The organism is Flavisolibacter ginsengisoli DSM 18119 (assembly GCF_900129295.1).
Lineage (GTDB): Bacteria > Bacteroidota > Bacteroidia > Chitinophagales > Chitinophagaceae > Flavisolibacter > Flavisolibacter ginsengisoli.
The window spans coordinates 283,680-307,428 of record NZ_FQUU01000002.1 but is presented as its reverse complement, the minus strand read 5'-3'; the positions used below and the strand labels follow the sequence as shown (position 1 = coordinate 307,428).

The 23,749-nt window shown below is 38.3% G+C and carries 19 protein-coding genes; 8 read left to right on the top strand and 11 right to left on the bottom strand.

Annotated elements, in window-relative coordinates; genetic code table 11:
* Position 1: 1 nt before the first annotated feature.
* On the bottom strand, positions 2 to 379 hold the full coding sequence (locus BUA53_RS03430; protein ID WP_139256326.1) for a hypothetical protein: 378 nt from the start codon (positions 377 to 379) through the stop codon (positions 2 to 4).
* 9 nt (positions 380 to 388) lie between these two features.
* The gene (locus tag BUA53_RS03425) at positions 389 to 1,159 is read right to left on the bottom strand and encodes an AMP nucleosidase (protein WP_072833841.1); all 771 of its coding nucleotides are present in this window, start codon (positions 1,157 to 1,159) and stop codon (positions 389 to 391) included.
* Positions 1,160 to 1,189: 30 nt separating this feature from the next.
* Here BUA53_RS03425 and BUA53_RS03420 point away from each other — a divergent pair, with 30 nt between their 5' ends.
* Positions 1,190 to 1,630, top strand: a complete 441-nt coding sequence (locus BUA53_RS03420; protein WP_072833840.1) for a type I restriction enzyme HsdR N-terminal domain-containing protein — start codon at positions 1,190 to 1,192, stop codon at positions 1,628 to 1,630.
* Between the two features lie 95 nt (positions 1,631 to 1,725).
* On the opposite strand, the gene BUA53_RS03415 is transcribed toward BUA53_RS03420, so the two are convergent.
* Positions 1,726 to 4,119 carry a M1 family metallopeptidase gene (locus BUA53_RS03415; protein ID WP_072833839.1) on the bottom strand — a complete coding sequence of 798 codons (2,394 nt, stop codon included), beginning with the start codon at positions 4,117 to 4,119 and terminating at the stop codon, positions 1,726 to 1,728.
* A gap of 133 nt (positions 4,120 to 4,252) precedes the next feature.
* Positions 4,253 to 4,933: a HupE/UreJ family protein gene (locus BUA53_RS03410; protein WP_072833838.1), complete on the bottom strand. Its 681-nt coding sequence runs from the start codon at positions 4,931 to 4,933 to the stop codon at positions 4,253 to 4,255.
* An 88-nt stretch (positions 4,934 to 5,021) separates the two neighbouring features.
* On the opposite strand from BUA53_RS03410, the gene BUA53_RS03405 reads away from it, so the two are divergent.
* On the top strand, positions 5,022 to 5,588 hold the full coding sequence (locus BUA53_RS03405; protein ID WP_084079785.1) for a DUF6702 family protein: 567 nt from the start codon (positions 5,022 to 5,024) through the stop codon (positions 5,586 to 5,588).
* A gap of 34 nt (positions 5,589 to 5,622) precedes the next feature.
* Here the strand turns inward: BUA53_RS03405 and BUA53_RS03400 are convergent, their stop codons facing one another.
* Positions 5,623 to 6,924 (bottom strand): hemolysin family protein, encoded by a 1,302-nt coding sequence (locus BUA53_RS03400; RefSeq protein ID WP_072833837.1) that lies wholly within the window; start codon positions 6,922 to 6,924, stop codon positions 5,623 to 5,625.
* Between the two features lie 2 nt (positions 6,925 to 6,926).
* Positions 6,927 to 7,505, bottom strand: coding sequence for a phosphatase PAP2 family protein (locus BUA53_RS03395; protein ID WP_072833836.1), 579 nt, complete (start codon positions 7,503 to 7,505; stop codon positions 6,927 to 6,929).
* 191 nt (positions 7,506 to 7,696) lie between these two features.
* Between BUA53_RS03395 and BUA53_RS03390 the strand changes: the two genes are divergently transcribed.
* Both BUA53_RS03390 and BUA53_RS03385 read left to right on the top strand, forming a co-directional pair.
* Complete coding sequence (locus BUA53_RS03390; protein ID WP_072833835.1) at positions 7,697 to 9,544, top strand: LTA synthase family protein; 1,848 nt, start codon at positions 7,697 to 7,699, stop codon at positions 9,542 to 9,544.
* Positions 9,545 to 9,838: 294 nt separating this feature from the next.
* Complete coding sequence (locus BUA53_RS03385; RefSeq protein ID WP_175546007.1) at positions 9,839 to 11,776, top strand: LTA synthase family protein; 1,938 nt, start codon at positions 9,839 to 9,841, stop codon at positions 11,774 to 11,776.
* A gap of 5 nt (positions 11,777 to 11,781) precedes the next feature.
* On the opposite strand, the gene BUA53_RS03380 is transcribed toward BUA53_RS03385, so the two are convergent.
* The gene (locus BUA53_RS03380) at positions 11,782 to 12,549 is read right to left on the bottom strand and encodes a class I SAM-dependent methyltransferase (protein WP_072833833.1); all 768 of its coding nucleotides are present in this window, start codon (positions 12,547 to 12,549) and stop codon (positions 11,782 to 11,784) included.
* A 119-nt stretch (positions 12,550 to 12,668) separates the two neighbouring features.
* Here BUA53_RS03380 and glmM point away from each other — a divergent pair, with 119 nt between their 5' ends.
* Positions 12,669 to 14,060, top strand: coding sequence for a phosphoglucosamine mutase (gene glmM / locus BUA53_RS03375; RefSeq protein WP_072833832.1), 1,392 nt, complete (start codon positions 12,669 to 12,671; stop codon positions 14,058 to 14,060).
* A gap of 44 nt (positions 14,061 to 14,104) precedes the next feature.
* Positions 14,105 to 15,289 carry a cysteine desulfurase family protein gene (locus tag BUA53_RS03370; RefSeq protein WP_245792999.1) on the top strand — a complete coding sequence of 395 codons (1,185 nt, stop codon included), beginning with the start codon at positions 14,105 to 14,107 and terminating at the stop codon, positions 15,287 to 15,289.
* Positions 15,290 to 15,479: 190 nt separating this feature from the next.
* On the opposite strand, the gene BUA53_RS03365 is transcribed toward BUA53_RS03370, so the two are convergent.
* Positions 15,480 to 15,701, bottom strand: a complete 222-nt coding sequence (locus tag BUA53_RS03365) for a PspC domain-containing protein (RefSeq protein ID WP_072833831.1) — start codon at positions 15,699 to 15,701, stop codon at positions 15,480 to 15,482.
* A 139-nt stretch (positions 15,702 to 15,840) separates the two neighbouring features.
* Here BUA53_RS03365 and BUA53_RS03360 point away from each other — a divergent pair, with 139 nt between their 5' ends.
* Together BUA53_RS03360 and BUA53_RS03355 are read left to right on the top strand one after the other, a co-directional pair.
* The gene (locus BUA53_RS03360) at positions 15,841 to 18,108 is read left to right on the top strand and encodes an aconitate hydratase (RefSeq protein WP_072833830.1); all 2,268 of its coding nucleotides are present in this window, start codon (positions 15,841 to 15,843) and stop codon (positions 18,106 to 18,108) included.
* Positions 18,109 to 18,249: 141 nt separating this feature from the next.
* A complete protein-coding gene (locus BUA53_RS03355; RefSeq protein WP_072833829.1) occupies positions 18,250 to 19,086 on the top strand; it encodes a c-type cytochrome in 837 nt (278 codons plus the stop codon).
* Position 19,087: 1 nt separating this feature from the next.
* On the opposite strand, the gene BUA53_RS03350 is transcribed toward BUA53_RS03355, so the two are convergent.
* From BUA53_RS03350 to BUA53_RS03340, 3 genes are all read right to left on the bottom strand, one after another.
* Positions 19,088 to 19,663, bottom strand: a complete 576-nt coding sequence (locus BUA53_RS03350; protein ID WP_072833828.1) for a UbiX family flavin prenyltransferase — start codon at positions 19,661 to 19,663, stop codon at positions 19,088 to 19,090.
* 227 nt (positions 19,664 to 19,890) lie between these two features.
* Complete coding sequence (locus BUA53_RS03345; RefSeq protein ID WP_072833827.1) at positions 19,891 to 22,056, bottom strand: S9 family peptidase; 2,166 nt, start codon at positions 22,054 to 22,056, stop codon at positions 19,891 to 19,893.
* Between the two features lie 167 nt (positions 22,057 to 22,223).
* Positions 22,224 to 23,528 (bottom strand): aminotransferase class I/II-fold pyridoxal phosphate-dependent enzyme, encoded by a 1,305-nt coding sequence (locus tag BUA53_RS03340; protein WP_072833826.1) that lies wholly within the window; start codon positions 23,526 to 23,528, stop codon positions 22,224 to 22,226.
* Positions 23,529 to 23,749: the final 221 nt, after the last annotated feature.

The following is a 23,749-nucleotide window of genomic DNA, read 5'->3' as shown; positions in this document are numbered from 1 at the left end:
CTTATTTGCATGCTTCCGGAAGCACCTTAATAGATAATTGTTTGGAAGGAACAGGATAATACATCATACATACTGCGCAATTTTGCACAGTAGATGTATCAAGGACAAAATAAAATTCCTGCCCTTCCCGTATATCCCCTGGGAACGAACACCTGCTACCTAATGCAAATACATTTGAATAAGATCTCCCTGTACTTTCATTTATCCAGCTTTTTACTATAAGAGTTGTATCAAGGTCACCTTGAAGCAGCTTTATAGTATAGTTCATACAAGCTCCTTTGATCTCCAGCCTGCCCTTAAAGCAGGAACTACTGGCATGTTTCATTGTATTACATGACCAGGTGGAGAAAATAACTACGAGGAAGATTGATAGTTTCATGTGCAGTAATTAAAAACGAAGGTGTCTAACAGTGAGTCCATTATTGATCAACTGCTTTAATGAATCTATACCTATACGAATATGTCGTTCTACAAATTGCTCGGTTACTTTTTTATCGCTTTCCTCGGTTTTAACACCCTCTGGGGTCATGGGCGAATCTGAGACTAACAACAATGCCCCGGTTGGGATCTTATTATAAAAACCCACTGAAAAGATAGTAGCCGTTTCCATGTCAATAGCATAAGCCCGGATCTTTTGGAGATATTCCTTGAATTCTTCATCATGTTCCCAAACCCTCCTGTTGGTAGTATATACAGTGCCAGTCCAGTAGTCTACCTCATATTCACGGATGGTAGTTGAAATGGCTTTTTGCAATGCGAACGCTGGAAGGGCGGGAACTTCCATTGGGAAGTAGTCATTAGATGTTCCTTCACCTCTTATTGCTGCAATAGGTATAATGAGGTCACCCAATTTATTTCGTTTTTTCAGGCCTCCGCATTTTCCAAGAAATAATACTGCTTCAGGTTGAATGGCAGTTAAAAGATCCATTACAGTTGCAGCTGTAGGGCTACCCATACCAAAATTTATAATTGTAATACCATTTGCCGTAGCGCATTGCATTGGCTTATCAGTACCTATTATCTTAACATCATGCCATTTTGCAAATAGTTGTACATAATTACTGAAGTTTGTAAGTAATATATACTTTCCAAAATCTTCAAGGGGCTGTCCCGTATATCTCGGCAGCCAATTGTGAACGATATCATCTTTAGTCTTCATGGCTACGAATTTAATGATTAGGTTTGATGCATGATAGCAGTTCAATTTCCTGAGCCGCAATTCAGTATCAGAAATGAGGGTGAAAAGCGCTTCGTTTTTGATGCTATACGTAAATCATGGCTGCTCTTGACAGAAGAAGAATGGGTTCGTCAGAATTTCATAAATTACCTTGTACAGGGTTTAGGGTATCCTTCTTCATTAATAGCTGTAGAAAAGGAAATACAACTGAATGAATTAAAAAAGCGTTTTGACGTTTTAGTTTATGATGCTAACCATAAGCCATGGATGATGATAGAGTGTAAGGCTCCACAGGTAAGTTTGAATGAAAATGTGCTTCAGCAGGTTTTGCGCTATAACATGAGTGTTCCGGTAAATTTTATTGTCATCACTAATGGACTTTTTACTATAGCATGGGAAAAGAGGGGCGAATCGCTATCAGAAATAATGCTTCTGCCAGAATGGAAATTTTAGACACAAAGTAAAATAGTACCTGATAAATTCATTCTATTCTAATTGAAACAAAAAAACCACCCTCGGGGTGGTCTTTTTGTTTATGGAATTATAGCTTAGAAATCTTTCTTTTCTTTTGCTTTTTGCATAGGATTGATCCCCTGGCTTTGACCACGGGCTGCTCCTTGTTTGGCTTTAAATACAGCAAACTTTGAAGGTTCCTGTTGAACATTTCCCCAGGAATTATTGCTTTCATCAATATCTGCTGTTTCGCGCATTGGGTCTAATTTGATACCGGCTACCTCTTTATTTTTCATAAAGAACTTGGTAACATGGTTTTCATTCAGTCGCCATACCTGTGCTGGTATCCTGTCCACTTCTTTAGATCCATCTTTAAACGTCCATTCTATAATGATTGGCATTACAAGACCACCTTTATTGGTAAAGCTTAATTCGTAGAAATATTTTGTGGCCACTTCCTGCTGTTCAGCATCATTCAAAACTTCTACATTAGGTCCACTAGAGGCTACCTCATATTTTGTAGAATCATAAGGTTCCAGTCCCCTGTCATATCTCCAGTAAAAATCACGGAGAGAGGTATCTACATCTGTCTGGAATTTAATATTTGGATCCTGGCGGTTCCTGATCTTGGAAATATCATCAAAAGAATTAACAACAGGCTTTGGTAAGGATTGCATATTGCTTTCATTACCTCCACGGCGTCTGTTGGCTGGCAATTCTTTAGAGGCTACAGCACGGGCGTATTTTACCGAATCAAGCGAGATATCAGTTGCATCTGTACTATAGAACCATCCTCTCCAAAACCAGTCAAGGTCTTCCCCGCTGGCATCTTCCATTGTGCGGAAAAGGTCAGCTGGTGTTGGATGTTTGAATGCCCAACGACGGGCGTATTCTTTAAATGAATAATCAAATAATTCGCGTCCCATAATTGTCTCTCGCAAAATATTAAGACCGGTGGCAGGTTTACTATAAGCATTTGGACCAAAACCAATAATGTTTTCTGAGTTGGTCATAATAGGCTCCAACTGGTCTTTTGGCAATTTCATGTAATCTGTAATGGTAAAGGCTGGTCCGCGACGAGAAGGAAACTTATTGTCGTATAGTTCTTCTGTGAGGTATTCTACAAATGTATTAAGACCTTCATCCATCCAACTCCACTGGCGTTCATCACTATTCACAATCATAGGAAAGAAATTGTGACCTACTTCATGTATGATTACACCCAGCATTCCATATTTGGTATTCTCGCTATAAGTGCCGTCCTTTTCTGTCCGGCCATAATTGAAACATATCATTGGATATTCCATTCCATTTGCAGCTTCTACACTTTGGGCTACAGGGTAGGGGTAAGGTATAGTGAATTTAGAATAACTCCTGATGGTATGTGCTACTGCTTTGGTAGAGAATTTACGGTATAAACCATAGGCTTCTTTTCCGTAAAAGCTCATACACATGATCTTTTTGCCTTCTACAGTTGTTGGCATTGCATCCCAAACAAACTTTCTTGAAGAACCCCAGGCAAAATCTCTTACATTTTCTGCCTTAAATATCCAGGTTTTTGTTTTAGTGCTTTTTTGTTTTTCAGCAGATGTTGCTTCAGCGAGGGTTACTACTTCAATTGGCTCTTTTGTAGTTTGAGCTTTTTGCCACCTGCTATATTGTGAAGGACTTAAAACCTGCTGGTAATTCAGGCATTCACCTGTTGATCCAATAATATGATCTGCAGGTACTGTCATTTGAACCTTGAAGTTTCCAAAGGTCAGGGCGAATTCTCCACGGCCTGTGAACTGGTGATTCTGCCAACCCTGGAAATCGCTATACACGCAAAGACGCGGGTACCACTGGGTCATAGTGAACAAATAATTACCGTCTTCAGGAAAATATTCATATCCACCCCGACCACCTAAAGTCATACGGTCGGCAATCTTATAATTCCAGTCACATGTGAATATGAACTTCTGGCCTGGTTTTAAAGGCGCAGGTAAGTCCACACGCATCATCGTTTTATTTACTGTATACTTTAGCGATTTACCTGTGGCATCAGATAATTTAACAATGTTCACTCCATACTCATTTTCCTTATTGTTATCCTCCATTGCCTTTATTTGCTGTAAAGTGGCATTTTGAGGCATGCTATTACTGTTTTGATAATTAGCATTTTTAGATTTGGAATGCTGATTCTCATCCAACTGTAACCATAAATAGGTAAGAACATCAGGAGAGTTGTTAAAGTAAGTTACCGTTTCACTGCCAGTCAATTTAAGATTTTTTTCATCAAGGGTTGCCTTGATATCGTAATCACAACGTTGTTGCCAGTACTTAGGTCCCGGAGCTCCACTTGCCGTCCTGTATTCATTTGGAGTCGGGAGGCTAGTACCCATTTGCTCAAATTTGTTGGCATGATTTGAGCCTGGATTGTTTTGAATGTTTTGTGCATTTGCAGTGGCTATGAGCCCGGCTGATGCAAAAAACAAGAAAACCTTCTTCATGTGCTTTTATTATTTATAGTGTTAAAAAGTAAATACGTTTTTTTACAAACTAATATCCTTACAGAAACTTCAACATTTTTTATTTCTATCAGAAAATTTAATATAGATAATTCCTTGACCAAAATTTGGGTAGTCAGTATACACTTTTTTGATACGTATTACCTATTGAAATCCTATTAGCATGATCTTTTTGATGAGGCCACCTTTCAGCTGCCATTTCAATAGCTAGTGCCATAACAGCTGAAGACAGGAAAATTATCCAGTCGCGTCTTGTTAATTTCCAGAGCCCAACTGAAATTTCTGCTAACAACAGTATTAAAAAAACTATGAGAATTTGGCCTATCTCCAGGCCAACACTAAAACTAAACATAGACAAAGCAAAGCTCTGGTCCTGTGAAATAATCATTCGCAATGTATTGGCAAAGGCCAATCCATGTATTAGACCAAAAAACAAGGCTAGGAAATAATTGATTCTTATGGCGCGGGATGAGAAATTTTTCAGGAACAAATTGGATACTGCAGTGAATATTATAGTACAAGGCACCAGGAATTCTACCCAGGAAGAGGAAACTTCAATGAAGTCAAGCGAATTCAAAACCAAAGTAATGGTATGTCCTAGAGTAAAAGCTGTTACAAGAACCAAAACTTGCTTCCAGTCTTTAAGCATATACACAGCAGCTAGAGCCGCTATAAAAAAAATATGGTCGAGGGCTTCTATATTGATTATATGTTCCCAACCAATCTTAAAGTAAAAAACAAAGTCATTCATTTCTTGTGAAAGTAAGGATATGAAAAAAGATAGTTCTTCTTCCATACCTTGAGAATTAGGCTGTTTTAACCTTTTTTACAGTTAAGGGTTCAAAATAAACCAGACTTTTGTAAATGAAAAATAAACTTTGCTAATGGTTGTTAAAATATATAAATGGTTTGCCTTAAGTATACTTTGGTGGGGAACCTCGTTTACGCCAAATAAACAACAAATCTTGTCAAATCCGGTTTTTACTGGCTTTCCTTCTGATAAAGTTGCTTATCATCCGTTTTATATATCTGTTACGGAGATTAACCAAAATTCAAAAGAGAAGACGCTTGAGATAAGTTGTAAATTATTTGCAGAAGATTTTGAAACAACCTTGAATAAGGATTATAAAACACCTGTTGATTTTTCTGATGGGATAAGTAAAGTTGTTTTAGATAAATTAATTCCTGATTATGTCTCTAAGCATTTATCTGTTTTTATAGAAGGTAAACCTGTTAAGCTTTCATATATCGGTTACGAAAAAGATAAGGAGTCTGCTTATTGCTATTTCCAGGTAAATGGAGTTTCTACCTGTAAAAAGGTAGATATTGTAAATTCCCTTCTTCATGATTTTAATGATGGCCAGATCAATATAGTTCATGTTGTAGTTAATGGCAGGCGCCAAAGTACTAAACTTGATTATCCTGCAACACGGGCCAGCTTCCTATTTTAAGTATTAAAAGGCATGTAAGAATTTAGCATGATATCTATTCATTTTCTTCCATTTCATCTGTTATTTCCTTCCCAGGTATAACCATAACCTTATCGATACGATGTCCGTCCATATCCATTACTTCTATTTCAAAACCCCTCCAGGATAATTTATCACCTGTTTTGGGGATCCTTTCAAGTTCCTGAAGAATACATCCGGCTAACGTGTCAAAAGAATATTCTTCATTGCTTGCCCAATCTGCTTTGCCAAACCGGCTTAAAAAATCATAAAAAGGGATCTGTGCATCCACCAGGTAACTTCCATCTTCCCTTTCCACGATCTCGTAATCCTGTATGCCTGTTTGAGGTATATCACCAACAATTGCTTCAAGGATGTCATTCAATGTGATCATACCCTGTAAACTTCCATATTCATCTACAATAAAGCATGAATGGCTTTTGGTTTCCTTGAATTTTTCCATTACCTGGTATGCAGTATTGTTCTCCGGTACAAACATGGCTGGCTGAACTACATCTTTAAATAATGTAAAATCATCAATAATGTAGAGGTCTTTTATTGAGACCATTCCCTTTATATTGTCTATTTCTCCATCGCAAATTGGATATACTGAATGGGGTTCCAGTACTATCTTTTCCCGGATATTTTCTTCATTATCATTAATATCGAACCAGATGATATCACTTCTATGGGTCATGAGAGAAGTAATATTTCTGTCTCCCAAATGAAATATTCTCTCAATCATTTCTTTTTCTTCTTCCTCAATAGTGCCTGATTCAGTTCCTTCAGAAATAATAGCCTTTATTTCTTCTTCTGTCACTGTTTCATCTTTAGTTCTACGGATATTGAAAATGGTAAAGAAAAGATTACTAGTTCTGTTAAGGAGCCAAACAATAGGATGTGTAAACCTGGCAAAACCGTGCATAATTGGCGCAACTATCTTTGCTATTCGTTCTGCATTAAGCAAACCTATTCTTTTAGGTATTAGCTCGCCAAATACAATAGAAAGAAAGGTGACAATTATTACAACTATTGTAGTTGAAATTGTTTTAGAATAAGCTTGTAAGGCATCAATTTTATGAATAGATGGTTCAAGGTATACACTAAAGCGTTCACCGGAATAGACGCCGGTTAAAATAGCAATTAAGGTGATCCCGATTTGGGCGGCCGACAGAAATAATTCAGGATTATTCGATAATTTTAAAGCCACACCGGCTTTTTTATCCCCTTTCTCTGCCATGCTTTCCAACCTTGGTTTCCTGGCAGAAACCAAGGCAATTTCAGACATTACAAAAACTGCATTTAGTATGATTAATCCCAGCAATATTAAAATTTCCATTATCAAATTTGGTTATCTAAGTTAGGGCCAGCCCATTTTTTTTGATATATCCATGCAGTCAAAAGTCCTGCCATTACACCCAATAGAGCTCCACAAAAAACATCAATGGGGTAATGTACGCCCACATAAAGTTGCGCATAGATAATGAGAAATGCCCAGAGGTAGGTCAGGTAGATCCATTTGCCTGCATAACGGTAAAGCGTAACGCTGGCAAAAGTGGCCAGACCAAAATGATTTGCAGCATGAGATGAGGTAAAGCTGGAACTTTGGGGACAATAGCTAGCCAGAACCCGGATAGTGCCAATCAGTGAGGGGTCCTGGCAAGGCCGAAGCCTAAATATATGGTTCTTAATGATGTGACTGCTTAATACATCCGTTAAAGCAGCGGTGCACACCACAAATAATATAAACCAACCGCTTTTTGGAATGTTAAACAGGGCAAAAACAAGAAGAAAAAGATACAATGGAATCCAGAAATTGGCATTTCGAACCAAGGGCATTAAGGTATCAAAGTAAGGATTGCTCCATTTATTATTGACCAATTGGAATAAGTACCTGTCCGCTTCGAAAACTTTCTGCATGTACTTTAACTTAAGCCGTAAAAGTAATTAATTAAATTTGACGCTTTCGAGTTATGCCTAAGTTACCACGACTGTTAAGATGGATTTCCAGTGTCATTTTGTTATTTCTGTTGTTACTTACCTGTTTTCGGCTTTTTTTTTATGTCTACTATAAACCTCACCAGTACCCTTTTCCGCTGGATGCTTTTTTTATGGGTCTTCGGCTTGATCTTCGGGTAGCCTGTGTGCTTGGATTATTGATGCTCATCCTATGTGCAGTACCATTTTTAAATCCATTTAAGAACAGGAATGCCAAAAAATTCTGGGTTGTTTTTCTTTCTTTATTGTTTTTTCTGTCCTTGTTTTTATACATCACTGATTTCTTTCATTATGATTACCTGCATCAGCGTTTGAATGCTTCAGTGCTGAATTATATGCAGGATGCAGGTATTTCATTACATATGGTATGGCAAACCTACCCGGTCATCCGTAGCTTTTTACTGATCATTGTATTTGTAATCGTTATTGGTATATTATTTTCCAGGTTACTACATATTTTTCAAAAGCTTCCATCCAGCACTAGTGGTAAGGCTAAGCTTTGGACCATCCCTTTTTTAGCCCTGCTTATAGCGGCCGTTTGGGGAACTTTAAGCCAATTCCCACTTCGGTGGAGCGATGTTTTCACCTTAAAAGATTCATTCAAAGCTCAATTGGCTCTAAATCCCATGCAAAGCTTTTTTAGTACCCTTTCTTTCAGAAGTTCAACTTTTAATGAGAAAAAGGCCAGGTCCAATTATAGATTGATGGCAAACTATCTTGGAGTGGCACAATTAGACAGTAACTCCTTGAATTATGCCAGGGCAGTGTATCCCAACGGACCCTTACCAGCTGGCCAGAAACCCAATGTTATCCTGGTAATCTGTGAAAGTTTTAGCGCTTATAAAAGTAGCATGTGGGGCAATCCTTTGAATCCAACTCCCTATTTTGATTCGCTAAGCAAACAAGGAATCTTTTTCGACCATTGTTTTACGCCAAGTTATGGCACGGCCCGTGGTGTTTGGGCGACCGTTACCGGAATACCTGATGTGGAAGCTCCAAAAACATCGAGCCGAAACCCGGTCATTGTTGACCAGAATACTATACTCAACTCATTCCATGGGTATGAAAAATATTACTTTATTGGCGGGAGTGCCAGTTGGGCCAATATAAGAGGATTGCTTAAGTACAATATTGACGGTTTGAAACTTTACGAGCAGGACGACTATAATGCTGAGAAAATAGATGTATGGGGAATTAGCGATAAAAATGTTTTCTTAAATGCCAATAAAATATTGGGACAACAAAAAAAGCCCTTCTTTGCTATCATTCAAACTGCTGATAACCACCGGCCCTATACCATTCCAACGGAAGATTTAAATGAATTTAGAAAGGTAGATCTGCCCGAAGATTCATTGAAGAAATATGGGTTTGTCAGTAATGATGAACTCAATGCATTTCGTTACACTGATTTTTCTTACAGAAAGTTTATTGAAGCTGCTCAGAAACAAACTTATTTTAAAAATACGGTTTTTGTATTTGTAGGTGATCATGGTATAAGGGGTGATGCTGGTAATATGTTCCCCCATGCCTGGAACCAACAGGCTTTGACTACGGTGCATGTACCACTTTTATTTTATTATCCAGGTCTTAAGGGTTACAGGAAAACCAATAACTGTTCACAGCTGGATGTTTTGCCTTCCATTGCAGGCTTTATTTCAGAGCCATACGTCAACACAGGAATGGGCCGGAATCTTTTCGACTCTGCTTTATATGCTGATCCTTTTCGTTCCTCAAGTGCGTTTATCATTGATCCTGATGAGAAAAAGATAGGTATGATAGGTGGAGATTATTACTTAAGGAAGACATTGGGAAAGCCGGGAGTTGAACTGGCTTCAATTCGTAACAATAATCCAATACCTGCTAAGGTAGCAGACAGTGTAAAATCTGTATTGAGTAAGTATGCCGAAGCTTACTATGAAACTGCCCGCTATTTACTCTATCACAATAAGAAGAATAAGTAAACCTGGGTCAATCCATGCTTTATATTTTAAAATAAAGAACGTAGAGCTGATACTTTACAGTATTTTGAAAATGGGAAACCTGTATAAAAGGAGGAAAAAGGGTTTATTCTTATTGTCTTGCCCCAGGAGATGTTAAACATTGTGACAAATGGTCTCTAAACAAGGTCTATTGGGCGAATAGTCATTGGCGAACCCATTAAAAATCAGTTTTTTTGCAGTTCTGTTATAAAACTTCTCGCTGCCATGCTCTTCAAATTAAGATTACCTAAAACTTTACATTGGGTTCTAAACCTTATGGTAGTCTTTTTATTGATGTTCACTCTTCAGCGTTTCATCACCTTTATTGCATTTAAACCAGATGGTAAGCTTCTCAGTGACCATATTCCATCATTTTTATTGGGACTGCGATATGATCTTCGCTGGATAAGCTTTATCCTTTTGCCCCTTGTAGTGGCAAGCTTCTTTCGGGAATGGTCGCCGTTTTATTCAGAACAGACCAAGAAATTCTGGACCTGGTACCTTGCAATAGCAACCTTTTTTATTTTTTTCTTTTTTGCTGCGGATTTTGGTTGTTTTTCCTATAATAAGACCAGATTGAATGCCAGTGCACTGAATTTTGCCGAAGATCCAGGTATTTCAGCTGCTATGTTATGGCAATCCTATCCAATAATATGGATGGTAGCAGGTCTTGTCTTATCTGTCCTTTTGATCCGTAATATGTTCCGTAAACTCCATGGGCAAGTATCATTGAAGACCCAGGGAAAGGCCATACAATATGACAGGAAATGGTTTTTAGCAACGGCATTGTTCCTGGCTATGATTGCTTATGGGAGAATCGGGAGTCAACCTTTAAAATGGAATGCGGCATTTACATACAGTGACAGCTTCAAATCTTACCTGGCTTTAAATCCTCTCCAAAACTTCTTCTCCACATTAAAGTTCCGGAAGCCTCAATTCAGTGAATCCAAAGCAAAAGAGCTATTTCCTGTTATGGCTGGACTAATGGATCTTGATAGGGATAATTTTTCTTATAACCGGGTAATTCATCCTTCATCAAATAGCCTGTCATCCAGGCCTAATATTGTTTTGGTGCTCTGTGAGTCATTTAGTATGTATAAGAGCAGCCTGAGTGGCAATGCTTTGAACACAACTCCATTTTTCCAATCAATAGCAGATAGTAGCATATTCTTCACCCATTGTTTTACACCTCATTTTTCAACTGCCAGAGGTCTTTTTGCGACGTTAACAGGCATTCCCGATGTCCAATTGTCAAAGTTTAGTAGCCGCAATCCTGAGGCAATTCACCAGCATACTATTATTAATGATTTTAAGGGTTATCAAAAATTTTATTTCCTTGGCGGCAGTCCTAGCTTTAATAATTTCGAAGGATTGGTGAAAAATATTAGTGGTGTTGATTTGATAACTGAAGGAAAATTCAAGTCAAAGCCTGTTAATGTTTGGGGCATAAGTGATATGGATCTTTTAAAAGAAGCCAATAGTGTGTTTTCTAAACAAAAGAATCCATTTTTTGCCATTATTCAGACTGCTGATAATCACAGGCCATTTACAATTCCTGATGGAGACAAGGAATTCCAAAAACAGGCACCTTTACCTGCTGAACTTGAAAAATGGGGTTTTGAAACTGTCGAAGAATATAATGCATTCCGTTATTTTGATTTCAGTATAAAGCATTTTATAGAAGCTGCAAAAAATGAAAGCTATTTTAAGAATACCATTTTTGTTTTTATTGGTGATCATGGAGTTTCAGGAAATGCTAAGGCTGTTTATCCCTCAGTCTGGACTGATGAAAGGCTAACTGAAGAACATGTACCTTTTATAATTTATGCACCTGAATTATTACCTCCTCAAAAAAGATCCGAAGTTGTTTCGCAAATAGATGTTTTGCCAACCCTTGCTGGCATAGCTGGGCAAACATATCTTAATACGACTCTTGGCAAAGATTTACTTCAAAATAATGGCAGGGAACATTATGCTTTTACTATTGCGCATGATGAAGGAAGGATCGGTATTGTTAGCAACCATTTCTATTTTACTAAAAACCTGAACTTTAATAAAGAAGAATTACATCAGCTAAATAACGAAGTTACTTATAGTAAGTCCCAGCTAGATTCTATTCAAAGAAAATTGTCTGAAATAGCCACAGCTTATTATGAAACGGCAAAATATATGCTTATCAACAATAAGCCTGTAGGAAATTTGAAGCACCCCTAGGAAAACTATATACTGTTTTTTGATAATTTTAATGGTTTCTTTTCTGCAAGGATGATCATCCTGGGAGTGGTGGTAACACTATATGGTTTTAAATAATAATCACCAAATACCTCTAGTATCTGCAAATTTTGAAAAGAGAGCATTTCTGTAAAATCTCCCAGACTAAATTTGGCAACTTTTTCTGTGTATTCCACAGGATGTTCAAGGAGTTCATCTTTGACAATGATTCGTTTATAAAAATAATCATCATCATGCCACCGGTGAATCTCGTATTCTGTTCCGTCCACTTGTTTTAATTCATTATGGACCAGGCCTTCTTCTACAAAATGTACATTGAGATAATCAATTAATATTTTGCCACCTGGTTTAGTACATTGGGCCATTGTCCTCATTGCATCATCGTGTTCTCTTCGTGTTGGGAAGTACCCAAATGAAGTGAAGAGATTAAATACATAATCAAAATAGTTGATCCATGACGGTAAACGCATATCATGCTGAAAGAAATGAAGGCGGCTGTTTTCAAACTGCAGGGCATAATTGATACTTTCAGCTGAAATGTCTATTCCGGTAACATCAAATCCTTTGGATGCCAGGTACTTACTATGTCTTCCCTTGCCGCATGCCAGGTCCAGCATGAAACTTTCGGATGGAGGTTTCAAATGGTCAACTAGTCTGTCCATAAATTGCCGTGCTTCATTTTCATCCCGTTCAAAATATAGTTTATGATAATAAGGAGAGTTGAACCATTCTTTATACCATTCTTTTATGGGCATCACTTGTTTTTTACAAAAGTAACCTCAGGAGGCATTTCAACTTTCAGGGAGAAATCTTAAAACCGTATTTTTGCCACCCCTAATCTCCAACTGTCGGCGAGGGGGTTAAATTTGTTTTTGTGGCATTGATTAAGAGCATTTCAGGCATTCGAGGAACTATTGGTGGCAAGCCAGGTGAATCTTTAACAGCTATAGATGTTGTAAAGTTTACAGCTTCCTATGGAAATATTATTGCTGAAAGAAGATATAATAAGTCCCTTCCTGCAAAAATAGTGGTAGGACGCGATGGCCGTATATCAGGAAGCATGGTAAGTCAATTGGTAGTGAATACTCTTGTGAGCCTGGGTATTGATGTAATAGATCTTGGATACTCTACAACCCCTACAGTTGAAATAGCTACCAAACTTGAGAATGCAAATGGAGGGATCATTATTACGGCAAGTCATAATCCGAAGGAATGGAATGCTTTGAAGTTGTTGAATGATGCTGGTGAATTTATAGATGCTGAAGTGGGCGCTGAAGTTTTGAGCAGGGCTAAGTCAGAAGAATTGGGTTTTGCAGTTGTAGATAAACTGGGAAGCATCCTTGAAAATGACAGCTACCTGGAAAAGCATATAGAACTGGTTTTAAATTATCCAATAATTGATAAGGAGGCTATAGCTAAAAAAGAATATAAGGTTGTAGTTGATTGTATCAATTCTACTGGCGCTTTGATTGTTCCACAGTTATTAAGGGCACTGGGCGTTGCTGATGTAGTTGTTTTGAATGGTGAAGTGAATGGCAGGTTTGCCCATAACCCTGAGCCTTTGCCAGAATACCTGACTGCACTTAGCAATGAAGTGGTTAAGCAAAAGGCTGACTTTGGAATTGCAGTAGACCCTGATGTTGACCGCCTTGCTTTTGTGTGTGAAGATGGTAGCATGTTTGGCGAAGAATACACCCTTGTGGCTGTGGCAGATTATGTTTTAAGTAAGAGAAAGGGAAATACGGTGAGTAATATGAGTAGCACTAAAGCATTAAAAGATGTCACTGAAAAACATGGAGGCGAGTATTTTCCTTCTGCGGTTGGAGAAGTCAATGTGGTAAGAAAAATGAAAGAATCTAACGCAGTTATAGGTGGGGAAGGTAATGGAGGAATAATTGTACCGGATTTCCATTATGGACGTGATGCTTTGATAGGTATTGCCTTGTTTTTAAGTCATTTTGCCAATTTTAAAAAAGGACTTAAATCTTTTCGTGGTAACTATCCGGATTATTTTATTTCCAAGAATAAAATAGAACTCGAAAATGGAATTGATGTTGGTTCCATATTCGATAAAATAAAAAAGAAGTATAAGAATAACCCTATAAATACTGAGGATGGACTGAAGATCGAATTTGATTCGGACTGGGTGCATTTGAGAACCTCAAACACAGAACCAATAATCCGTATTTATGCAGAAAGTAACTTTGAGACTACTGCGAATAATATTGCCAAAAGACTAATGCAGGACATTAAAGAATGCAGTTAAAAAACCATAGCCTTGTTGGCATTTAATTCAAATATTGATCGGTTATGCCTGTGACCATTACTGATAAGGTATTAAAAAATAGTTCATTACCCATGAATGATACACGCATCTATTTTGATAATGCAGCAACAACTGCTTTATCACCTGAGGTACTGGAAGCCATGCTTCCATATATGAAAGAAAATTTTGGAAATCCTTCTTCAATATATTCTTATGGCCGGGAAACCCGCCTGGCTATAGAAAATGCCAGGAAATCTGTAGCCAAAGCACTGGGCGTAAAGCCAGGTTCTATTTTCTTTACAAGTGGTGGAACGGAAAGTAACAACACGGCTATTGCTGCTTCAATTCGTGATCTTGGCTGTAGCTATATCATTACATCGCAAATAGAGCACCATGCGGTGCTGCATACAGTTGAGCATTACGGACATACTACCAACGTGGAAGTGAGTTATGTTAAGCTTAAGGAAGATGGCCATATTGACCTTGTGGATCTTGAATCTCAATTGGAAGAACAAACAGAGAAGGGGCATAAATGCCTGGTTAGTTTAATGCATGCAAATAATGAAATAGGTGTTTTATTGCCCATCAAAAAAGTAGGGGAATTGTGTCAAAAATATAATGCCATATTTCATTCTGATTGTGTTCAAACTGTGGGTCATTATCCAATAAATCTCAGTGAGATTCATGTGCATTTTATTTCTGCGTCAAGTCATAAATTTCATGGACCTAAGGGTGTAGGAATACTATATGTAAATGAAGACATCAACATAAAGCCCTTTATTTTCGGGGGTGGACAGGAAAGAAATATGCGTGCCGGTACTGAAAATGTATATGGCATTGTTGGTTTTGCAAAGGCGCTGGATATAGCAATGGATGATTATGAAAAAGAAAGTAATAACATACGGAAATTAAAGCTTTACATGGCCGAAAAAATAAAAGAAAATATACCCGGTGTAAGTTTTAATTGTGGAGATGATGCCTTGTATACAGTGTTGAGTGTATGTTTCCCCAAAACTGATCATTCTGAGTTTCTTTTAATGAACCTTGATATTAATAATATCTGTGCCTCAGGTGGCAGCGCTTGTTCCAGCGGTGCTAATGCAGGATCTCATGTAATGAAGGCTTTGCATAAAGAAGATCATTATACAACTGTCCGGTTTTCCTTTAGCAAATACAATACAATAGATGAAGTGGACAAGGTAGTGGAAAAGCTTAAAGAACTCCTATAAGTAAATAGAAGCTTAATAAATAGAAACGTTTCGCCAACCAATTGCAGGTTCTTCACACTTTCTCTGTCCAGGTTATGGGAACTAAAGGTCATAAAAACCATTTAGAAACACCAGATTATCCTTTGGTAATAAAGTTTTATCTGGCATTACCAATAAGGCTTTAGGGAAACACTACTCTCCTTAAAAGAAATTAAAGATAACGCACCGGGTTCCTGCGGGCAGCAAGTATATACCTTTTGATATTCATCCAAAAAGCGAGAACCATATAAACTATTATAGGTGAACCAAGTGTCAAAAAAGAGATATACATAAACCACATACGGATACGCGATGTTGCTATTCCCAATCTGTCACCAATAGCAGAACAAACTCCAAATGCCTGCCATTCAATAAATGTTTTAAACCTCTTCATGTCGCTAATTTATATTTTTTTGTCATAATACAACTCTTCCATGGCTAAATTCTAACGTGGTTTTAAGTAACTTTGCACCACTTTTTAAACAGGATAGCAAAAGCAATGCCTGAACGAACTCTACCTTAAAAATCTACCTATGCTTTTTGATCTGGATTTGATAAAGAAAGTTTATAGTGAATTACCCTTCAAGGTTCAAACCGCCCGCAACCTCTTGAACCGCCCTATGACATTTGCGGAAAAAATCCTTTATTCTCATATTTTTAAGCCAGCTACTAAAACGTACGAAAAAGGTAAAGATTACGTTGATTTCGCACCAGATAGGGTGGCTATGCAGGATGCAACAGCCCAAATGGCCTTGCTCCAATTTGATACCTGTGGGCGCGATACAGTCGCTGTTCCTTCTACAGTCCACTGCGATCACCTGATACAAGCTAAACTTGGTGCTGACCAGGACCTGAGTGCAGCTATTGATACAAATAAAGAAGTATACGATTTCCTTTCTTCCATATCTAATAAATATGGCATAGGTTTTTGGAAGCCAGGAGCTGGAATCATTCACCAGGTTGTATTGGAAAACTATGCTTTTCCAGGAGGAATGATGATAGGCACAGATTCGCATACTCCTAATGCCGGAGGATTGGGTATGATTGCCATTGGGGTTGGTGGCGCAGATGCCGTGGATGTTATGGCAGGACTTCCCTGGGAGCTGAAAATGCCAAAACTGATCGGTGTTAAACTGACTGGAAAAATGAATGGTTGGACTGCGGCCAAGGATGTGATCCTGAAGGTAGCCGGTATACTGACTGTAAAGGGCGGAACCGGAGCTATTGTTGAATATTTTGGAGAAGGTGCGGACAGCCTGAGCGCTACTGGTAAAGCTACTATTTGTAATATGGGAGCGGAGATTGGAGCTACCTGTTCTCTTTTCACCTATGATGATAAAATGGGTGCTTACCTGAAAGCTACAGGTCGGGCAGCAGTTGCTGACCTTGCTGATCATGTAAAAGAATACCTCCGTCCTGATCCTGAAGTCTATGCAAATCCTGAAAAATACTATGATCAGCTGATAGAGATCAACCTGAATGAATTGGAGCCATATGTTAATGGACCTTTTACGCCGGATCTTGCAACTCCAATTTCCCGAATGGCGGAAGCTGTTGCAGCTAATGGATGGCCTGATAAAATAGAAGTGGCTCTTATCGGATCTTGTACCAACTCTTCATATGAAGATATAAGCCGTTCTGCATCCATTGCTGGCCAGGCGAAAACAAAAGGTTTAAAGGCCCAAAGTGAATTTACAGTTACTCCAGGATCGGAGTTAGTAAGATATACAATTGAAAAGGACGGTTATTTGGAAACTTTTGGTGAAATAGGAGGGGTATTGTTAGCTAATGCCTGCGGTCCATGTATTGGTCAATGGGCTCGCCATATCGATGACCCTAACAGGAAAAATACCATTGTGACTTCCTTCAACAGGAATTTTGCAAAACGAAACGATGGGTTAGCCTCTACACATGCCTTTGTAGCATCTCCTGAAATAGTAACAGCCTATGCTATAGCCGGCCGTCTTTCTTTTAATCCATTAAAGGATAAGATAATTAATGAAATTGGCCAGGAAGTAATGCTTGATGAACCTAAGGGATATGAATTGCCTCCTAAAGGATTTTCAGTGGAGGACCCGGGGTACCTGGCGCCTTCTGCAAATGGTAAAGAGGTAGAAGTTGCTGTAAGTCCAAGTTCGCAACGTTTGCAATTATTAAGTCCTTTTACACCTTGGGATGGAAAAGATTTAATGGGTTTAAAATTGCTTATCAAAGCAAAAGGAAAGTGTACCACCGATCATATTTCCATGGCGGGTCCATGGTTAAAATATCGCGGACACCTTGATAATATTTCCAATAATATGCTCATTGGTGCTGTTAATTATTTCAATAATCAAACAGATACTGTAAAAAACCAATTAACAGGTGAATATGGTCCTGTACCAGCTACTCAAAGGGTTTATAAAGCAGCAGGTATAGGTTCAGTTGTTGTGGGAGATGAGAATTATGGTGAAGGTTCTTCAAGAGAACATGCAGCCATGGAACCAAGGCATCTGGGTGTTAGAGCTATTATCGTTAAAAGCTTTGCACGGATTCATGAAACAAACCTCAAAAAACAGGGAATGTTGGCCCTAACTTTTGCTAATAAGGATGATTACGAAAAGATCCAGGAGGATGATACAATAGATATCATTGGTCTTTCAGATTTTGTCCCTGGAAAACAGGTTACTGCTGTATTAAATCATTCAGATGGGAAAGCTGACAAGATCAAATTAAATCATACTTATAATGAGCAGCAGATAGAATGGTTTAAGGCTGGAAGTGCTTTGAATCTAATCAGGAAACAATTTGGCAAGATATAATCTTGTGTGCATCTAATATTAAAAAAGCGAGGCCAATGCCTCGCTTTTTTAATGTCATTATCCGAATATATAAAAGCATAGCAATCCTTACAAGCAACCAAAATAAAAGGATAGCGTATATACAATTACCAAAACCATTGTATGAAGCATTTATCCTTGTTAGTCCTTTTTTTAATGAGTATACTCTATTATTCCTGTAGCAAAGGCGGTGGAAGCACCAATACACCTGCTGATCCCTGCGCAGGTATAACAATTGCCATTGCCGGAACTGTTACCAATGCTACTTCAGGACAGAATAATGGAAGCATTGCAGCTAGTGCAACCGGTAGTACAGGTTTTACATTCAGCCTTAATAATGGAGCTTTTCAATCTTCAGGGAACTTTACGAATCTTGCTCCCGGTAATTATAATATTACAGCCAAAAATTCCAATGGTTGTTCGGGAAGTAAATCTTTTACAGTGGTGGCAGAAAATAGTTGTTCCGGTGTGAATATTATTGTCAATGGCACGGCAACTAATGGTGTGCCGTGCGGTGGCACCGGAGGGACTATTTCCATTACAGCAACTGGTGGAACTGGGTTTACTTATAGTATAAATAACAGTGCATTCCAGGCTTCCAATCAATTCACAAACCTAGCGGTTGGAACTTATACAGTGGTTGCTAAAAATGCTGACGGATGTTCCAATTCTGCAACCGTGAAAATAGATCCTGTGGCTCCGGGTGCATTATTCAGCGCGGTAAAGAACATTCTTCAAACCAACTGTGTTTCCTGTCATAATAATACGGTACAGAATGGAGGAATGAATTGGGCAGTTGATTGTAACATAGTCACCAATAAAGCAAGGATAAAAGCCAGGGCGGTGGACCAGGCAGGTACAGCAACTCAAATGCCCCAACCACCAAATGCTGCATTGTCTGCTGCAGACCAGCAAAAAATTGTTGACTGGATCAATGCTGGTGGTAATTACAATAATTGATCTAATCCTCGGGTAAGTTCTTTTGTCCCCAACGATATGAACGATTTGTTAAGCCAACAAGATCAACCACACGATTAGTAACAGTTCGTACTGCTTCTTCAATAGATTGAGGAAGACTGTAAAAAGAGGGAGAAGCAGGGCATATAATGCCCCCGGATAAAGTAACAGTTTCCATATTTCGAATATGAACAAGATTGTACGGTGTGTCGCGAATTACACAAATTAGTTTTTTTCTTTCCTTAAGCATTACGTCTGCTGCTCTTGTTATAAGATCATTGGAAATACCCGAAGCAATTCTTCCCAGTGTACCCATAGAGCAGGGTACAATAATGAGCGCATCATATTGAGCTGATCCAGATGCGAAAGGTGCCATGAAATCTTTGGTTGAAAAATATTTGGCATCAAATGTTTCATACTGTTCATTGCCTAACTCTGTCTGCCACACCAGTCGGGCATTATCAGTCATAACAACAGATAATTCACTAACCTGGTCTTTTAATTGGGTAAGAGCTTCCAATACCAGTTTTGCATAAATTGATCCACTTGCGCCTGTTATGGCAACTGCAATTTTCTTCATGAATAATGAAGATACAACCAGAAAAAATAAGTTAGGGAATATGAAATAGTGCTAGCTTGAAAAGTTTATCAACTAAAAAATGGTTGACTTAGTATATGTTTTTTAATCCTGCAGAATTGATAAACAGTAATAGATAGATTAAACATAAGCCTGCACAGCCTATCAATATAAAACAGGCCGTTTCAAAGAAATTTGAAACGGCCTGTTTTAAAATTATATAATTAATGCTAAAAGCTTTTTTTGCTCTTTTCCTGGTCGCTTCCCAGCGGTGTGGTATTATCCCTTAGGTTCTCAAAGATCCATTTCGTCATTTTTGACCAAAGGTGAAAGCTGGTGTTATCAGCCATACCTGAGATGCCATGATTTTTATTAGGATAATAAGCGCTTTCAAAATCTATATTGCTTTTTACAAGAGCCTTTACCATTTCCACGCTATTCTGAAAATGGACATTATCATCTGCAGTTCCATGAATTAATAAAAACTTCCCTTTTATTTTATCAGTAAAATTGATTGGGGAATTATTATCATATCCTTCAGGATTTTCCTGGGGGGTACGCATATAACGTTCGGTATAGATGTTATCATAAAACCTCCAGGAAGTTACAGGAGCTACTGCTACAGCCGCCTTAAAGACATCCGACCCTTTCGTAATGGCAAGGGAACTCATAAACCCTCCAAAGCTCCAGCCCCAATGACCTATTCTGTTCTTATCTACATAGGGCAGAGAACCAAGGTATTTAGCAGCATCTATCTGGTCTTCTATCTCGTATTTGCCCAATTGCAGGTACGTCTTCTTTTTAAATTCTTCTCCTCTAAAACCTGTTCCGGTATTGTCTATACTGACTACGATAATACCATTTTGGGCTAAGAGCTGGTGCCACATGCTAGCCGCCCCATATCTATTGACCACTTGTTGTGATCCAGGCCCACCATAGTTACAAAATAGTACAGGGTATTTTTTCTTAGGATCAAAATTGCCGGGTTTCAGCATCCATCCATTGAGTGTATCTCCTTTAGAGTTAGGGATACGAAGAAAGTCGGCCGTTCCCAATTCATAATTGTCCAATGCTTTTTTCAGCTTCTCATTTTCATTGACGGTTTTTGTTTTTATCGCTGTTATACCTTTTTTGTCTTTTTGAACAGTATATAAGGCAACTGTTTGTGGAGTATTGATGTTAGAGTAAAAATCATAGAACTGTGAATGGTCTTTATTGAATTCAACCCTGTGCCAGCCAGCTCCTTTTGTAAGAATGTAGGTGTTTCTTCCATCAAAATCAGAAGCAAATACATTACGGTCCATTGGAGTGGGATAGGCAAGGGTATAATACACCATACGTGCATCTTCGTCAACACTATTTACTTCTGCGATGTCATATTTCATTTTGCTGATAGTTACCCGCTTTTTCCCATCAAGACTATAGAGAAATAATTGATTATGCCCGTTCATTTCACTGGTGAAAATGAAGTTTTTACCATCCTTCAGGAACCACCAGTTGTCATTGATCTCTACATAGTATTTATTACTTTCTTCATACAAGGTCTGAAGGTTTCCTGTTGAAGCCTCGGTCATTAATAATTTCAAGTCATCCTGGTGACGGTTCATCCAGTAGATAACCAATTTATCGTCCTGTTGTGTCCATTTAATTCGTGGAATATAAATGTCCCCCTGGAGATACTTTGCCTTAACATCCTGGCCATTTAAAACATTGTATATATGAATATCCACTTTGGAATTCTGCTCTCCTGCTTTTGGATATTTGTAGGTATACTGTTCATTGTAAGCTTTGTCAAAGACAGTAAATTCATATTCCTTTACCTTGCTTTCATCAAATTTGTAATAGGCTATATAAGTACCATTTGGACTCCATTCAAAAGCGCGTGTAAATTCAAATTCTTCTTCATATACCCAATCACAGTTACCATTGATAACCTGGTTCCATTTTCCATCTGTAGTGACCTGGGTGGTTTTGGCGCCGGCGATGTCATAAACATACAGGTTGTTATCAAATACATAGGCTATTTTGGAACCATCAGGTGAAAAGGTAGGGTGCAGCACCTTACCCTCATTCAGTTGTATCGTTTTCTTTGATGCTATATCATAGAGATACACTGTTGATTTCGAAGATCGGCGGTATATAGGCTCACGACCATTAAAGAAAAGTATTCTTTTCTTGTCAGCACTAACAGTATAATCTTTTGTATCGATCCCTTTGCCTGAAGCATCAGTTACAGTAGAGGGGTCAAATAATTTCTCATCATCGTCCTTTTCAAATCCAGGTACGTATTCGCCTCTGAAGGTTGGCTTTTTGTAAATGTCCTCAAGCGTGATCTTTTGTTTCTGGGCAATCGTTAGTAAGGGAATGAAAAAGAAAAATAAAAATAAACTTCTCATGCGTTTAGAAAGATTTATGGGTAAATGTAGGGCTTACAAAAATAATGGAGCAAGTTAAGCAAGTGCAGGAATGCTCTATTTGTTTGGATTACGTTAAGATTTACAATGCCTTATTTACAGGAAAGCACCGCCGGGGCGGTGCTTTTGTCTATAATTATTATGTTATCCTATTTGGAGGATTTGGGTTTGCTGCCAAAATATTCAAATCTTTTTGCACTGTATTCTGCCATGTCAGGAATAGCTTCAACTTTGTAATCCCCGTTATCAAGCTTTTTCTTTGTTTCTTCAAAAGCTTTCAGGGTTTCTTCAATATCCTGGTCGGTATGTACGGCGGTTGGTATGAGGCGGTAAATAATATGTCCTTTAGGAATAACAGGATATACCACTACCGAAGCAAAAATTCCGTAGTTCTCTCTCAGGTCCATAACCATGGCAGTTGCTTCTTCCACACCACCTTTCATATAAACGGGGGTAACAGGAGAATCAGTATTTCCTATGTCAAATCCTTTTTCTTTTAAGCCATTCTGCAATTTCATGGCATTCTCCCAAAGCTTGTCTTTAAATTCTGGCCTGGTTCTTAAAAGATCAAGTCTTTTTAAATTTCCAATTGTTATTGGTAAAGGAAGACTCTTGGCAAATATCTGGCTACGGATATTGTACCTGATATAATCAATAATAGCTTTATCTCCTGCTACAAAAGCACCAATTGAAGCCATCGATTTGGCAAAAGTTGAAAAATACAGGTCAATTTTATCCTGCACTCCTTGTGCCTCACCGGCCCCGGCACCTGTTTTTCCCAATGTACCAAAACCATGTGCATCATCTACAAGCATACGGAATTCGTACTTGTCCTTTAAAGAGATGATCTCTTTTAATTTACCCTGGTCCCCGGCCATTCCAAAGACACCTTCAGTAATAACAAGGATGCCACCTGCATTTTGTTTTTCAACTAGTGCTGTAGCGCGCTGTAATTGTTTTTCCAGGTCCTCAAGGTCATTATGTTTAAAAACATATCGATGACCAGGATGTAAACGGACTCCGTCAATGATACAGGCATGGCTTTCTGCATCATAAACTATTACATCATGGCGACTGCATAAGGCATCAATAATACTTACCATGCCCTGATAACCGTAGTTCAATAGGCAGGCATCTTCTTTTCCTTCAAATTCAGCTAGCTCTTTTTCCAGTTGTTCATGAAAATTGGTATTTCCGCTCATCATCCGAGCACCCATTGGCGTAGCAAGACCATATTGTTCTGCAGCTTCAGCATCAGCTTTGCGTACTTCAGGATTGTTAGCCAATCCTAAATAGTTATTTAAACTCCATACTATAACATCCTTCCCTCTAAATTTCATCCTACTTCCTATTTCTCCTTCCAGTTTGGGGAATGCAAAATAACCATGCGCTCTTTCGCGATGCTGCCCAAGGGGACCATAATTTTTCACAAGACGTTCAAAAAGATCTGCCATATCACATTTACAGTTTTAATTTATGAATAACATGAATTTTTAGCGAATTACACCTTTCATTAGTGCTGAATAATAGAGTGGTCCGGTATAAATCCTGTCTGTTTGCGGTCGCAAAAATAAGAAATTCAGCATGAATAGGGGTTTTGAAAGGTTAAGGTTAGGGAAGAATGCAAAAACAATCAAAGCGATCATGTGTTAAAAGAATAAGGTTTTAAGGCAGC